The following is a 14336-nucleotide window of genomic DNA, read 5'->3' as shown; positions in this document are numbered from 1 at the left end:
TCGCGCCGGGATCAGCGCGGCTCGTACGTCTGACAGTCCGCGATGTCCTGACCCGGACCCACCCGGATGGACGGTGCGTGGCACTCCAGCTCGGCATTGTGCTGGCAGTCGTCCCGCTTGCAGGCGCCGACCTGCGCTATGACGCGGTCCAGCCCGCCCTTCGCCGAGGTGTCGATGAACGTGGCGCAGCTGGCGTTCTGCTGCCCGATGGTGATGGCGAACGCGTGGCAGCCGTCGTGGTTGTAGCCGCAGTCGGTGACAGTGCACTCGTGTACCCGCGGCATCTCCAGCATGTCGGTCATGGCGATCTCGCTTCCGTCGGTGGTGCCGGGTCACCGTGATACCCGGCCTCGACGGGACAACTCCCTATCAGCCGCCTCTTTTCGGGATGTTTTGCATAGGCCAGCCTTGCCTAACCGCCGACGAGGGCGGCGATCGTCAGCGCGCGTGCCGGGCGCGGCAGCCGCGCGGGTGCCGAAGCAGTTCCTCGATCCGCGCCCCGAGTTCGACCGGATGCCGCAGTGGTGCCCGGAAGTTCAGCCGGACGTTCCGATCACCAGTGCCCAGCTCCAACCGGAGTACGACACCGTGGCGGTCCAGGCGTACCGGCCGGACCTGCCGGACGCCCTGAAGGTGGCGGGCGGGGATCAGGCGGCTCAGCCCTTCGACGGTGTGCGGGTGGTGGTGGTCGAGGTGGCACAACAGATCCGCCTCGACGGCGGCCAGCGGGTCGGGTTGGGCGGTCGCGAACTCGTCCGGGTCGACGCACGCGGTGCGACCGTCGACGGTCAGCTCGGCGGTGGCGAGGTCGAGGACCGTCACCAGCTCCTGATCGCTCCCGGTCGTGTCGGCCTCGGTCGCCAACCAACCGGTGAGCGTGGCGCGCCCGCGCACCCGGTCGCGGACCGGGGTGGGCGCCAGGTCGGTCACCTCGACCATCGCGACGGTCTCCCGCTGGTGCGTGAGGTGTTCGGCCAGGTGGCAGCCGACTGGTAGGTCGATCCGCAGCCGCCCGTCGCTCATCACGAGGTGTCGTCCGACGACGTACGCCTCGACGCCCGGGATGTGCAGGGTGAGGGAGTCGGCGGCGACGAGCATCGATCGGATTCGGACACCCGCGTCGTCAGTGGAGTCCGCCGTGGTGGTCGAGGGCTTGCTCAAGGCGATCATCTCCTAATAAGGTTAGGCTTACCTTACTTGAGAGGCGAAGCATGAATCAGTCCCGTCCCAAGGTCAAGCGTTCCCGTGCCCTGGGCCTCGCGCTGACCCCGAAGTGCGTGCGCTACTTCGAACGCCGCCCGTTCCCGCCGGGGCAGCACGGCCGGGCCCGACGCACCACCAGCGACTACAAGGTCCGGCTGTTGGAGAAGCAACGGCTCAAGGCGCAGTACGACCTGCACGAGGGCCAACTCCGGCGCGCCTTCGACCGGGCCGTGCGCCGGCCCGGCAAGACCGGTGAGGAGCTGATCGTCGAGCTGGAGAGTCGGCTGGACGCGCTGGTGCTGCGAGCCGGTCTCGCCCGCACCATCTACCAGGCCCGCCAGGTCGTCACCCATCAGCACGTCACTGTTAACGGCCGTCGCCTGGACCGGCCGTCCGCGCGGCTGCAACCTGGTGATGTCATCGAGGTGGCGCAACGCAGTCGGGGCAAGGCTCCGTTCGTCGTCGCGGCGGCCGGGGCGCACGCCCCGGAACGTCTCGCCCCCTACCTCGAGGTGAGCCTGTCCGGCCTGACCGCTCGGCTGACCCGGCTTCCGCTCCGCTCGGAGGTCCCGGTGGTCTGCGACGAGCAGCTCGTCGTCGAGTACTACTCACGCTGACCGGGGGTTGGGAAGGGTCCCGAGTGCGGGCACCTGCACCGGGGCCCTCCGCGGATGGATCGCGGCCCGAAAACCGTTATTCGATCTCACTTCGCACGGTCGCCCCTGACCTGCGGAGATAACGCTCTCACGGATGGTGGGGAAGTGCTTGACGCGCCCGTGATCCGGACGCAACGATGCATTCACATATCTCGTCCCACCACCGCCAGGCGTGATCGGCGCACGCCGTCCCTCGCACCGCGAAAGGACCCCACTGTGCGCAGATCCCTGAGATCGTGGCTCGGCCTCGCGCTGAGCGCGATCCTCGTGGCGGGCGGCATCGTCGCCTCGCCACCCACGGCCAGCGCCGCACCGTTCACCGTGCTGGTCTTCAGCAAGACCGCCGGGTTCCGGCACGGATCCATCACCCCGGGCATCGCCGCGATCCAGCAGCTCGGTGCGGCCAACGGCTTCACCGTCGAGGCCACCGAGGACGCCGCCCAGTTCACCGACGCCAACCTGGACCGGTTCGCCGCGGTGATCTGGCTCTCCACCACCGGCGACGTGCTCAACGCCGCCCAACAGGCCGCGTTCGAGCGCTACATCACCGGCGGCGGTGGGTACGTGGGCGTGCACTCCGCCTCCGACACCGAGTACGACTGGCAGTGGTACGGGGGACTGGTCGGGGCGTACTTCGCCTCGCACCCGGCCGAGCAGAACGTCACAGTGAAGGTCGCCGACCAGGTGCACCCGTCCACCGCGACGCTGCCGCAGCGGTGGACCCGGTTCGACGAGTTGTACAACTACCGCACCAACCCCCGCGGCAACGCGCACGTACTGGCCACCCTGGACGAGAGCACCTACACCGGGGGGAGCATGGGCGCCGACCACCCGATCTCCTGGTGCCAGAACTACTCCGGCGGCCGAGCCTGGTACACCGGCCTGGGGCACACCGACGCGTCGTACACCGAGGCGAACTTCCGTCAGCACCTGCTCGGCGGCATCCGGACGGCCGCCGGCGCTGTCGACGCCGACTGCGGCCCCACCGTCACCAGCAGCTTCCAGCAGGTGGAGCTGGCCAAGGGCGCGGCCGAGACCGGTGAGCCGATGAGCCTCACCGTCCTGCCGGACCGGGGCGTGCTGCACACCTCCCGCAACGGCGTGATCCGGCACACCGACGCCGCCGGCAACACCAAGATCGCCGCCACCCTGCCGGTCTACACCGGCGACGAGGAGGGTCTGCAGGGCATCAAGGCCGACCCGAACTTCGCCACCAACCGCTGGGTGTACGCGTACTTCGCGCCGCCACTGAGCACTCCCGGCGGTGGTGCGCCCGCCGAGGGCACGCCGGCCCAATTCGCCGTCTGGGAGGGCGTCAACCGGCTGGCCCGGTTCACCGTCAACGCGGACAACACCATCAACCTGGCCAGCGAGACGTTGATCCTCAACGTGCCGACCAGCCGGGGCATGTGCTGCCACGTCGGCGGTGACATGGACTTCGACGCGGCCGGCAACCTCTACCTGTCCACAGGTGACGACACCAACCCGTTCGACTCGGCCGGCTTCACCCCGATCGACGAGCGGGCCGGACGCAACCCGGCCTTCGACGCGCAGCGCACCTCGGCGAACAGCAACGACCTGCGCGGCAAGGTCCTCCGGATCAAGCCGAGCGCGGCCGGCGGCTACACCATCCCGGCCGGCAACATGTTCGCCCCGGGCACCGCGCGGACCCGCCCGGAGGTCTACGCGATGGGCTTCCGCAACCCGTTCCGGATGAGCGTGGACAAGGCCACCGGCATCGTCTACCTCGGTGACTACGGTCCCGACGCGGGCACCGCAGACCCGAACCGGGGGCCGGCGGGCAACGTCGAGTTCGCCCGGATCGACCGGCCCGGCTTCTACGGCTGGCCGTACTGCACCGCCCGCAACGACGCCTACAACGACTACACCTTCCCGTCCGGGCCCTCCGGGGCGAAGTTCAACTGCGCCGGCGGGCCGGTGAACAACTCACCGAACAACACCGGCATCACCCAGCTGCCACCGGCCATCTCGGCCTGGTTGCCGTACGGCGGCTCCGGCTCGCCGCCGGAGTTCACCGGCGGTGGCCTGTCGCCGATGGGCGGGCCGGTCTACCGGTACGACCCGAACAACACCTCGCCAGTGGCGTTCCCCGAGTACTACGACGGGACCTACTTCGCCGGTGAGTTCGGTCGCCGCTGGATCAAGAACATCAAGCTCGACGCGTCCGGCCAACCGCTGAAGATCAACCCGTTCCCGTGGACCGGCACCCAGGTCATGGACATGGAGTTCGGCCCCGACGGCGCGCTCTACGTGCTCGACTACGGCACCGGCTGGTTCAACGGCGACGCCAACTCGGCGCTCTACCGCATCGAGTACGCCCGCGAGGGCAGAGCACCCATCGCGAAGGTGTCCGCCACCCCGACCAGCGGCAGCGCGCCGCTCACAGTGGCCTTCTCCTCGGCCGGCACCCTCGACCCGGACGGCGACCCGTTCACCTACGCCTGGGACTTCGACAACAACGGCACCACCGACTCGACAGCGGCGAACCCGAGCTTCACGTACACCACGAACGGAACCCGCAGCCCGACGCTGACGGTCCGGGACACCACCGGCAAGACGGCCACCGCGAGTGTGGTCGTCACCGTCGGCAACAGCGCCCCGGTGGTCACCGTGAACACCCCGTTGAACGGGCAGACCTTCACCTTCGGCGACGCCGTGCCGTTCTCCGTCACCGTCACCGACGCCCAGGACGGTGCTATCAACTGCGCCCGGGTAAAGGTGAACTACGTCCTCGGCCACGACTCACACGGCCACCAGCTCGGCAGCGTGCAGGGCTGCTCCGGCGTCATCCAGACCTCGGCGGACGGCGAGCACGACACGGCGGCGAACATCTTCGGCATCATCGACGCCGAGTACACCGACCTGGGTGGGGGCGGCCAGCCGGCGCTGACCACGCACACCCAGGCCGTGCTGCAACCTCGGGTCCGCCAGGCCGAGCACTTCGGTGACTCGTCCGGCGTCCAGATCGTCGCCGGGGCAGCCGGGCACGGCGGCGCGGCGGTCGGCTACATCGACAACAACGACTGGATCTCGTTCCGCCCCTACAACCTGACCGGCGTCCAGTCGTTCAGTGCCCGGGTCGGCGCCCCGGCCGGTGGCGGCGGCACGTTGGAGCTGCGGGTCGACTCGCCGACCGGGCCGTTGGTCGGTTCGGCCACCGTCGTGTCCACCGGCGGGTACGCCAACTTCGCCACTGTCACCGGTGGGGTCACCGCCCCGACCGGCACCCGGACCCTGTTCCTGGTCTTCAAGGGCAGCGGCCCGTACTTCGACATCGACGAGTTCACCCTGTCCACCACGCCCGGCGGTCCCGGACCTGACCCGGACCCGGACCCGGATCCCGAGCCGGGTGCCAACCTGGCCCGGGGCAAGCCGGCGCGCGCGTCCAGCTTCGAGGGCGCGTTCACGGCGGCCAACGCTTTCGACGGCGTGGCGGGTACCCGATGGGGCAGCGCCTTCGGTGACCCACAGTGGATCGACGTGGATCTCGGTGCCACGTCCGCCATCAACCGCGTCAAGCTGACCTGGGAGGCGGCGTACGGCAGCGGATACCAGATCCAGACCTCACCGGACGGCGTCACCTTCACCACCATCCGTACGGTGACCGGTGGTGACGGCGGGGTGGACGACCTGACCGGGCTCAGCGGGTCCGGCCGGTACGTCCGGCTGCTCGGCACGGCCCGGGGGACCGCCTGGGGCTACTCGCTGTTCGAGTTCGAGGTGTACGGCGGCACCGGAACCCCGACAGGCGGCAACCTGCTGCTGAACAAGCCCACGTCGACGTCCAGCAACGAGGGGGCCGACGTGTCCGGCGCCCAGGCGGTCGACGGCAGCCTCACCACCCGCTGGTCGAGCACGTTCTCCGACCCGCAGTGGATCCGGGTGGACCTCGGCAGCGCCACCGCGATCGGCCGGGTCAAGCTGAGCTGGGAGGCGGCGTACAGCAGCGCGTACCAGATCCAGACCTCGAATGATGGCACCACCTGGACCACGGTGAAGACGGTGACCGGGGCCGACGGCGGCGTGGACGAGCACACCGCCCTCGGCGCCAACGGCCGCTACCTGCGGATCAACGGCACGGCCCGGGGCACCGGATACGGCCACTCGCTCTGGGAGTTGGAGGCGTACGCGAGCTGAACCACCACCCGAGTCCGCCCCCATTGTCGATTCGGCGGTGGGGGCGGACTCGTCGTGCAGATCACCAGTCGGTCAGACCTACCCGAGCCGTTCGATTGGCTGGCCGGGGGAGCGGTGTGGTTGGTGGAAGACGTGGAAGCGTGGATCATCGAGCACCGGCCCCTCCAGGCGCAAGGCGCTGACCCGGACGCACCCGGTGTCACGGTGCTGCGGCGCCGTTGCGCGAGGGCTGCGCCATCCGAGGTCGGTGCCAGACCGGTCAGGTTAAGCCTGCTCACAGGACTCGCACGTGCCTGCTCGAAGCCGTTTGCGGGCTCAGACGGTAGGGACTGTTCCGCCATCGATCACGTACTCGGCGCCCACGATGGCCGAGGCGCGGTCCGAGACCAGGAACCCGACCAGGTCGGCGATCTCCTCGGTGTTGGCAAACCGTCCCAGGGGTACGCCTCCGAGGGAGTCGTAAATGCTCTGCTTGGCTTGTTCGCGGCTGATCCCGTTGCCCTCGGCGATTCGGTCCACGAACCTCTCGTAGGCCTCCGTCTCGATGCCGCCGGGGCTGATCGCGTTGACGCGGACGCCGCGCGGGGCGAGCTCGTTGGCGAGCCCCTTGCTGTAGGTACGCAACGCGGCTTTCGCTGCCGCGTAGGCCAGGGACGCGTCGTACTGAGGAAGTTCACGCTGGATCGAGGTGAAGTGCAGCACGACCGCCGAGCCGGACTCGATCATCGCCGGTAGGAGGGCTCGGTCGAGCCGCACCGCTCCGAGGAGGTTCAAGTTCAGCTCGATCATCCACTGCTCGTCGGTGATGACCGCGAACCCACCGGACGGCGTCGAGGCACCTCCGACGACGTGTACCAGGATGTCCAGTGCGCCGCCGGTCTCGGCGATCCGGTCGGCCACCGCCTTCGCGCCCTCGACCGTCGAGGTGTCGGCCTCGATGAACCGGTCGGGGTGCTCGTACCCCTCGGGCATCGTCCGGGCCGTCACGTAGACGTCGGCACCCATCTCCCGCAGTCTCTCGACGACGGCCTTGCCTGAGCCCTTCGATCCGCCCGTGACCAACGCACGGCGTCCATCGAGACGATCGCGATCTGAAGTAGGCATTCGCTCTCCCCTGAAGATTGACGTGGTGGGGGTCTTGTCAGGATCCGTGGTTGGCGATGACGAGTTCAGTGACGAGGTCCTCACGAATCGTGAACCGGTAGTCGAGTTCGGCGACGCCGCCTGGGAAGGTTCCCTCGAGCCGCAGGGTCACCACCCAGTGACTGCTGTCGATGCGGGCAGCGCCGATCTGCTTGGTCGTGTACTCGAACTCGGAGCCGGCGTCCCGCAGGAACGCGTAAATCTGCTCTCGGCCGCGGAAGGACTCGCCCTGATCGACGGCGACCGCGTCCTCGGCGAAGAACGACGAAGCCGTGTCGGCGTCGCGAACGACGTGAGCGGCGAGGAAACCGCGGACGGTGGTTGGCAGTGGATCGGACCGGAGGTCGTTGTGGTGTGTCATGAGCCCACCGTGTGGCCTCGCGGTGCAGGAAGGTCAAGCGCTGAACTCTCCCCCTGGGGGAGCCTTCATACTGCGAGGGTGCTGACGATCGGGGAGTTCTCGCGCCTGACCCACCTGAGCGTGCGGACCCTGCGTCGGTACCACGAGAGCGACCTGCTGGAACCCGCAGTAGTGGACGAGACCTCCGGCTACCGCTACTACACCATCGAGCAGATCCCGACCGCCCAGGTGATCAACCGGCTCCGCGAACTCGACGTCCCCCTGGGCGACGTGCAGCGGATCCTGCGGTCCCCGGACCCCGGTGTCCGCGCGACCCTGATCGCCGACCACCTCCAACGCCTGGAGGCCGAACTCGACCGCACCCGAGCCGCTGTCGCGTCGCTGCGCCGCCTGCTCCGGCCCGACCCCGCGCCGATCAAGGTTGAGCTTCGTGCCGAGCCCGCCCGCACGGTCGCGGCGGTGGCGGCCGTGGTCGACGAGGGCGAGGTCGAGGCCTGGTTCGCGGGCGCAATGGCCGAGTTGGAGGTGGCAGTTGGCGACGCGGTGACCGGTCCACCGGGTGGCACCTACGACAACTCCCTGTTCGAGCAGGGCCGCGGTCACGTGTTGGTCTACCTGCCGACGGCCGCTCCACCTCATACCGGGCGGGTGCACGCCGCGACCCTACCCGCCGCGGAACTGGCAGTGGCCACCCATGTTGGCGAGCACGATGGCATCGAGGTCACCTACGGCGAGCTCGGTACCTGGGTCGTGAAGAACGCCATGTCGGTGGCGGGGCCCGTGCGGGAGGTCTACCTCGTCGGACCTCGGGACGCAAGCGATCCAGCCGCGTGGCGCACCGAGATCGGGTGGCCGGTGTTCCGAGTGACCGGAGTGGGTGGGCGGACCGACGGTCGAGAACGTCACGGTGGTTAGGCGAACACCACTCATGTGTACGTCCCGGCTAGTCGTCGGCGACGGCCACCGGCTCCGAGCCGATGCAGCGCACCTTCAACTCGTACTCCCGGGTCGGCCCCTGGAACGTGACCTCGACGTCGTCGTCCGGGCCCCGGTCCACGTCGCGGACCCGGTAACCCTGCGCGGGCGCCCAGGAGACGAGGCGTACGCCGCCGACGCCGCACTCGGCGACTGCCGTGCCGCCGTCGGTGGCGAACCCCCGGCGGGCCCCGGAGCTGGCGCTCGGTGCGGGGCCCGTCGTGCCCGGTGTAGCCGAGGCGGTGCCTGTGGTGCCCGGCGCGGCCGGGGCGGTGCTCGTGGTGGGCGCCGGCTCCGGTGCGGCGAGCGCCCGCTCGATTTCGGCCTCGCTGCGGACCCCGCCCGGGGTGCCGGTGAGGCTCTCGCCCACCAACCGGATCGCGCCCAGGCCGATGAGGGTGGCGATGGCGGCGGTGGCCACCCAACCGGTGGCGACGAGGATCGAACGACGGCCCATCCCCTGACTATCCCCGATCCGTCCTTGTCGTTTGCACATCCGTTCGCTAAGGCGTGGTTAACGTGCGCGGCGCTGCCAGTCGCAGCGGTTAGCCTGCCAGCTGTGGCCCGCCTGTTGCTCATCGAGGACGACCTGACGATCCGTACCCCGCTGATCCGGGCCCTGCGCGAACGCGGCCACGCGGTGGCGGCGGCCTCGACCGCGATGGCCGGGCTCCGTGACGCGCTGGAGGACCGGCCCGACCTCGTCGTGCTCGACCTGGGCCTGCCCGACCTGGACGGCCGCGAGCTGCTGCGGATGCTGCGCGCGGTCAGCTCGGTGCCGGTCATCGTGGCCACGGCGCGTGACGACGAAACCGAGATCGTCCGGGTGCTCGACGCGGGCGCCGACGACTACGTGGTCAAACCGTTCACCGCGGCGCAGCTCGACGCCCGCGTCCGGGCGGTGCTGCGGCGGGGTCCCTCCGGCGCCGACGGGCAGGTCCCGGCGCTCGTCGTCGGCGGGCTGCGCGTCGACCCCCGGGCGCGGCAGGTGACCCTGGACGGGGTCGCGGTCGAGTTGACGCCCCGTGAGTTCGATCTGCTGCACCACCTCGCCGGCCGACCGGGCCAGGTGGTCACCAAACGTGAGCTGCTCACGGAGGTGTGGCAGATCCCGTACGGCGGTGCCGACAAGACCGTCGACGTGCACCTGTCCTGGTTGCGTCGCAAGTTGGGGGAGAACGCCCAACAGCCTCGCTACCTGCACACCGTGCGTGGTGTCGGGGTGCGTCTCGAAGCCCCGGCGGCGCAGCCGTGAGGGCACGTCTCGCGCTGCTGGTCGCCGCGGTCAGCGTCCTCACCCTCATCGCGTTCCTGGTGCCGTTGGCGCTGCTGGTCCGCACCGTCGCCGAGGACCGGGCCACCGTTCGGGCCACCGCCGACGCGCAGAGCCTGGTGCCGGTGGTCGGCACCGCCGACGCGGCGACCATCCGGCTCACCGTCGAGCAACTCGCCGCCGACTCCGGTCGACCGGTGAGCGTCTTCCTGCCCGACGGCACGGTGCTCGGCGCCCAGACACCACGTACGCCCGCTGTGGCCCTCGCCGCCCGCGGACAGAGCCTCACCGGCGAGTCGGCGGCCGGCCGGGAGGTGGTCATCGCCGTGCAGGGTCGGGCGGACGGCACCGGGGTGATCCGGATAGCGGTGCCGCAGCACGAGTTGACCGCCGGAGTCACCCGGGCCTGGCTGGTGCTGGCGCTGCTCGGCGTGATCCTCGTGCTGATCGGGCTCCTGGTTGCCGACCGGCTGGCGCGCACCCTGGTCCGGCCGATCAGCGACCTCTCGGCAGTCTCACACCGGTTGGCCAACGCCGAGCTGGACGCCCGGGTCACGCCGGCCGGCCCGCGCGAGCTGCGCGAGGTGGCCGGCGCGCTCAACCATCTCGCCACCCGCATCCAGGTGCTCCTGGTGCAGGAGCGCGAACAGGTCGCCGATCTGTCCCACCAGCTGCGTACGCCGCTGACCGCATTGCGGCTGGAGGCGGAGTCGCTGCGTGACCCGGACGACGCCGCCCGGATCACCGCCGCCGCCGACGGGCTCGAACGGGCGGTCACGGGGCTGATCCGGCAGGCCCGGTGGCGGCACGCGCCGGCGCAACCGGCCTCCTCGGACGCGGCGGCGATCGTCGCCGACCGGGTCGCGTTCTGGTCGGTGCTGGCCGAGGACACCGGCCGGGCCGTCACCCTCGACCTGACGCCCGGCCCTCTGCCCGTCGGTGTGGCCGCCGACAACCTGACGGCGGCCGTGGACGCCCTGCTCGGCAACGTCTTCGCGCACACCCCCGACGGGACGCCGTTCGCCGTCCGGCTGGCCCGTGCGGCGGGCGAGGCGGGCGAGGTGGTCCTCACTGTCGCCGACGAGGGCCCGGGCATGCCCGCCGGGGCGATCCGGCGGGGTGCCAGCGCGGCCGGGTCCACCGGCCTCGGCCTGGACATCGCCCGGCGCGCCGCGCAGGCCGCCGGGGGCCGGCTGGAGTTGCGGGCCGGCCCGCGAGGCGGCGCGCAGGTGCTGCTCCGGCTCGGGCCTCCGACGTCGCCGCGGGACGCATAGCCGCTGCGGTGCCGGGTAGCTGCCAGTCATGGCGCGGTATACGAAACCCGAGCTCAGAGAGCAGATCAAGGAAGAAATCAAGGCTTCCGACAAGGGCGGCCGGCCGGGGCAGTGGTCGGCGCGCAAGTCACAGCTGGTCACTCAGGAGTACAAGAAGCGCGGCGGCGGATTCCTGGGCGAAAAGGACGAGCGGCAGAAGTCTCTCCAGCGCTGGGGCAACGAGAAGTGGCAGACGAAGGAGGGCGACACCCGTGCGCGCAAGGGCGCCACGACGAGTCGCTACCTGCCCCAGAAGGCCTGGGAGGAGATGTCGGAGAACCAGAAACGCGCGACCGACACGAAGAAGCGCGAAGCGTCCCGATCCGGCAAGCAGTACGTCGCCAACACCGGGCCGGCCAAACGGGCGCGTCGGGACGCCACCACGGCCGGACGGATGACGGAGATGTCGGTCGCGGAGGCGGCCAAGCTGGTCCGTGGCCTCGACACGCGACAGCTCAAGACCGCGCTGCGCAACGAGCGCGCCAGCAAGGACCGCAAGACGCTCGTCCAGCGGCTGGAAGCGGAACTCAACCGGCGCGGCTGACCCGGCCCCCGACCGCCTTAACCCGCCCTTAGCGTCCGGACAGCGCGGTGCTATCCCGATCTGGCCGATCCTCGAAGTCGACAACCGAGGAAAGGTGGACACCACGATGAAGCGCACCAATCTGCTTCTGGCGTCGGTCGGCGGTTCGGCGGTGCTGGCGGTGGCCGGGGTCGCGCTCGGCGTCAACGCCGCGAACGACTCGCGGACCGGCGGCACGGCACTCGCCGCGGCAACCGTCGCGCCGACGGCCACCGACGCGCCGGCAGCCACCGGTACGCCGTCGGCCGGCACCCCATCGGGTACGCCGTCGACCGGCACCCCGTCCGGTACGCCGTCGACCGGCAGCGCGCCCGCGGGCAGCGCGGTCGACGAGAAGCGCGCCGGTGAGATCGCGCTCGCCAAGGCCGGCGGCGGTCAGATCGTCGAGGTCGAGGCCGAGCAGGAGAACGGCCGACCGGTGTGGAGCGTCGAGATCGTGGCCGGCGACACCGAGCACGAGGTGGACGTCGACCGGGACAACGGCTCGGTGGTCAAGGCCGAGCAGGAGCCGGTCGACGACGACGACAACGACGACGCTGACGACAACGACGCCGACGACGTTGACGACAAGGACGACGACGACGACGACAACGACAACGACTGACCACGGTCGCCGCTCATCCCGGGTGCTTCGGTGGGGTGAGCGGCGGCTCGCTGTGACGCGGTGGTCGGGCTGCCCACGTGGGCAGCCCGACCACGCGTGCGTCAGATGGCGACGCGTTGCTCCTGCACCGTCGGCTGGTCCTCGGCGAACTGGGTGCGGTACAACTCGTGGTAGCGGCCACCGGCCGCGAGCAGATCACTGTGCCGCCCGCGTTCGACGATGCGTCCCGCCTCCACGACGAGGATCTGGTCGGCCGCCCGGATGGTGGAGAGCCGGTGCGCGATGACCACGCTCGTCCGGCCGGTCAGCGCCTCGGCGAGGGCGTCCTGAACCGCCGCCTCCGAGGTGGAGTCGAGATGCGCTGTGGCTTCGTCGAGGATGACCACGCGCGGACGAGCCAGCAGCAGACGTGCGATGGTGAGCCGTTGCCGTTCCCCGCCGGAGAGGCGGTATCCGCGCTCGCCGACGACGGTGTCCAGCCCGTCGGGAAGTGAGCGGATCAGGTCGTCGAGTCGGGCCCGCCGGAGCACATCCCACATCTCATCCTCGGTCGCGTCCGGCTGGGCGAACGCCAGGTTGGCGCGGATGCTCTCGTGGAAGAGGTGCCCGTCCTGGGTCACCACGCCCAACGCCGTCCGGATCGACTCGGCCGACAGCTCACGTACGTCGACGTCGGCCAGCTTCACCGCGCCGTCCTCGACGTCGTAGAGGCGAGGCACGAGCTGCGCGATAGTCGACTTGCCCGCCCCGGAGGAGCCGACGAGCGCCACCATCTGCCCCGCTTCGGCGCGGAACGACACCCCGTGCAGCACTTCCTCACCGCCGCGCGTATCGAGCTTCGCCACGTCCTCCAGGGACGCGAGCGACACCTTGTCCGCTGAGGGGTAGCCGAACCGGACCCCGTCGAACTCGACCGCGACCGGTCCCTCCGGAAGTGGCCGGGCGTCGGACCTGTCGAGGATCAGCGGCTTGAGGTCGAGGACCTCGAACACCCGCTCGAAGCTGACCAGCGCGCTCATCACCTCGACCCGAGCACTGGCCAGTGAGGTCAGCGGTGCGTACAGCCGCGACAGGAGCAGCGCGAGGGCGACCACCGTCCCGGCGTCGAGGCTGCCCCGTAGGGCGAAGAGACCACCCAGCCCGTAGACCAGGGCCAGTGCCAGCGAGCCGACGACGGTGAGCGCGGTGATGAAGACCCACTGGAGCATCGCGGCTCGGACGCCGATGTCCCGGACTCGACGGGCCCGCGCCGCGAACTCGGCGGACTCCTCGGCCGGCCGCCCGTACAGCTTGACCAGCGTGGCACCGGGTGCGGAGAAACGTTCCGTCATCCGGGTGCTCATTGCCGCGTTGTGCTCGGCCGCTTCACGCTGCAACTGAGCGAGCCTCGAACCCATCCGACGGGCCGGGAGAACGAAAATGGGCAACAGGACAAGCGCCAGCAGCGTGATCTGCCACGAGAAGGTCAGCATCACGGCCAACGTCAGCATCAGCGTGACGGCGTTGCCGACCACGCTCGACAGGGTGTCGCTGAAGGCCCGCTGCGCGCCGATCACGTCGTTGTTCAGGCGGCTGACGAGTGCACCCGTTCGGGTCCGCGTGAAGAACGCCACCGGCATGCGCTGAACGTGGTCGAAGACAGCCGTGCGCAGTTGGACGATCAACCCCTCACCGATGCTGGCGGAGAGAAATCGCGTCACCAGACCCAGCCCGGCCTCGGCGAGGGCGATCACGGCGATCAGTACGGCCAACCGGATCACCACGCTGCTGTCGGCGCCGTCGACGATCGCGTCGACCACCCGACCGGCGAGCACGGGCGCCGCCACCGTGAGGACCGCCGTCACCACACTTAACAACAGGAACCTGACGATCAAGGCGCGGTGTGGCCGTGCGAACTGCGCGATCCGCTTCAAGGTTGCGCGGGACAGCGGCCGCTCATCCTGCGCGTTCATCGCGTGGTGCAGGGACATCCACGCGGTAACTTCCATGCTCATGCGTAACCTCCGATATTGGAGGCTAGGACCTCACCCGAGCTTGAGGTCAAGTCGCCACGCGAGTCTGTGGCTG

Annotated in this window: 13 protein-coding genes; 7 read left to right on the top strand and 6 right to left on the bottom strand. The window is 70.1% G+C overall.

The window, feature by feature from the left end; translation table 11 throughout:
- Positions 1 to 11 precede the first annotated feature (11 nt).
- Both NIE111_RS08920 and NIE111_RS08915 read right to left on the bottom strand, forming a co-directional pair.
- Entirely contained in the window at positions 12 to 302 is a 291-nt protein-coding gene (locus NIE111_RS08920; protein ID WP_112678265.1) for a DUF1540 domain-containing protein, read from the bottom strand.
- Positions 303 to 438: 136 nt separating this feature from the next.
- Entirely contained in the window at positions 439 to 1098 is a 660-nt protein-coding gene (locus tag NIE111_RS08915; RefSeq protein WP_238684375.1) for a DUF2470 domain-containing protein, read from the bottom strand.
- A gap of 113 nt (positions 1099 to 1211) precedes the next feature.
- On the opposite strand from NIE111_RS08915, the gene rpsD reads away from it, so the two are divergent.
- Both rpsD and NIE111_RS08905 read left to right on the top strand, forming a co-directional pair.
- Positions 1212 to 1820, top strand: coding sequence for a 30S ribosomal protein S4 (gene rpsD / locus NIE111_RS08910; protein ID WP_238683918.1), 609 nt, complete (start codon positions 1212 to 1214; stop codon positions 1818 to 1820).
- 255 nt (positions 1821 to 2075) lie between these two features.
- Positions 2076 to 6017 carry a ThuA domain-containing protein gene (locus tag NIE111_RS08905; protein ID WP_238683917.1) on the top strand — a complete coding sequence of 1314 codons (3942 nt, stop codon included), beginning with the start codon at positions 2076 to 2078 and terminating at the stop codon, positions 6015 to 6017.
- Positions 6018 to 6332: 315 nt separating this feature from the next.
- On the opposite strand, the gene NIE111_RS08895 is transcribed toward NIE111_RS08905, so the two are convergent.
- Both NIE111_RS08895 and NIE111_RS08890 read right to left on the bottom strand, forming a co-directional pair.
- A complete protein-coding gene (locus tag NIE111_RS08895; RefSeq protein ID WP_238683916.1) occupies positions 6333 to 7121 on the bottom strand; it encodes an SDR family oxidoreductase in 789 nt (262 codons plus the stop codon).
- 37 nt (positions 7122 to 7158) lie between these two features.
- A complete protein-coding gene (locus tag NIE111_RS08890) occupies positions 7159 to 7521 on the bottom strand; it encodes a nuclear transport factor 2 family protein (RefSeq protein WP_238683915.1) in 363 nt (120 codons plus the stop codon).
- A 78-nt stretch (positions 7522 to 7599) separates the two neighbouring features.
- Here NIE111_RS08890 and NIE111_RS08885 point away from each other — a divergent pair, with 78 nt between their 5' ends.
- Complete coding sequence (locus NIE111_RS08885) at positions 7600 to 8436, top strand: MerR family transcriptional regulator (RefSeq protein WP_238683914.1); 837 nt, start codon at positions 7600 to 7602, stop codon at positions 8434 to 8436.
- 28 nt (positions 8437 to 8464) lie between these two features.
- Here the strand turns inward: NIE111_RS08885 and NIE111_RS08880 are convergent, their stop codons facing one another.
- The gene (locus NIE111_RS08880; RefSeq protein WP_238683913.1) at positions 8465 to 8953 is read right to left on the bottom strand and encodes a septum formation initiator; all 489 of its coding nucleotides are present in this window, start codon (positions 8951 to 8953) and stop codon (positions 8465 to 8467) included.
- Positions 8954 to 9055: 102 nt separating this feature from the next.
- On the opposite strand from NIE111_RS08880, the gene NIE111_RS08875 reads away from it, so the two are divergent.
- The 4 genes from NIE111_RS08875 (at position 9056) to NIE111_RS08860 (ending at position 12269) form a co-directional block, all read left to right on the top strand.
- Entirely contained in the window at positions 9056 to 9751 is a 696-nt protein-coding gene (locus NIE111_RS08875) for a response regulator transcription factor (protein WP_091399570.1), read from the top strand.
- Positions 9748 to 11043, top strand: coding sequence for a sensor histidine kinase (locus tag NIE111_RS08870; protein WP_238683912.1), 1296 nt, complete (start codon positions 9748 to 9750; stop codon positions 11041 to 11043). The genes NIE111_RS08875 and NIE111_RS08870 overlap by 4 nt, the downstream gene beginning before the upstream one ends.
- Before the next feature lie 28 nt (positions 11044 to 11071).
- The gene (locus NIE111_RS08865) at positions 11072 to 11626 is read left to right on the top strand and encodes a DUF5872 domain-containing protein (RefSeq protein ID WP_238683911.1); all 555 of its coding nucleotides are present in this window, start codon (positions 11072 to 11074) and stop codon (positions 11624 to 11626) included.
- A gap of 106 nt (positions 11627 to 11732) precedes the next feature.
- Complete coding sequence (locus tag NIE111_RS08860; protein WP_238683910.1) at positions 11733 to 12269, top strand: PepSY domain-containing protein; 537 nt, start codon at positions 11733 to 11735, stop codon at positions 12267 to 12269.
- 101 nt (positions 12270 to 12370) lie between these two features.
- Here the strand turns inward: NIE111_RS08860 and NIE111_RS08855 are convergent, their stop codons facing one another.
- Positions 12371 to 14263 carry an ABC transporter ATP-binding protein gene (locus tag NIE111_RS08855; protein ID WP_238683909.1) on the bottom strand — a complete coding sequence of 631 codons (1893 nt, stop codon included), beginning with the start codon at positions 14261 to 14263 and terminating at the stop codon, positions 12371 to 12373.
- Between the last annotated feature and the right edge of the window lie 73 nt (positions 14264 to 14336).

The sequence above is a fragment of the Micromonospora hortensis genome, assembly GCF_022230935.1.
GTDB lineage: Bacteria > Actinomycetota > Actinomycetes > Mycobacteriales > Micromonosporaceae > Micromonospora > Micromonospora hortensis.
Note: the sequence above shows the minus strand (reverse complement) of the source record. Positions and strands in the feature narration are given on the sequence as shown.

Coding starts and splice junctions, on each gene's coding strand:
- NIE111_RS08920 (WP_112678265.1), bottom strand. CDS start 302: ATGACCGACATGCTGGAGATGCCGCGGGTACACGAGTGCACTGTCACC.
- NIE111_RS08915 (WP_238684375.1), bottom strand. CDS start 1,098: ATGCTCGTCGCCGCCGACTCCCTCACCCTGCACATCCCGGGCGTCGAG.
- rpsD (WP_238683918.1), top strand. CDS start 1,212: ATGAATCAGTCCCGTCCCAAGGTCAAGCGTTCCCGTGCCCTGGGCCTC.
- NIE111_RS08895 (WP_238683916.1), bottom strand. CDS start 7,121: ATGCCTACTTCAGATCGCGATCGTCTCGATGGACGCCGTGCGTTGGTC.
- NIE111_RS08890 (WP_238683915.1), bottom strand. CDS start 7,521: ATGACACACCACAACGACCTCCGGTCCGATCCACTGCCAACCACCGTC.
- NIE111_RS08880 (WP_238683913.1), bottom strand. CDS start 8,953: ATGGGCCGTCGTTCGATCCTCGTCGCCACCGGTTGGGTGGCCACCGCC.
- NIE111_RS08865 (WP_238683911.1), top strand. CDS start 11,072: ATGGCGCGGTATACGAAACCCGAGCTCAGAGAGCAGATCAAGGAAGAA.
- NIE111_RS08860 (WP_238683910.1), top strand. CDS start 11,733: ATGAAGCGCACCAATCTGCTTCTGGCGTCGGTCGGCGGTTCGGCGGTG.
- NIE111_RS08855 (WP_238683909.1), bottom strand. CDS start 14,263: ATGAGCATGGAAGTTACCGCGTGGATGTCCCTGCACCACGCGATGAAC.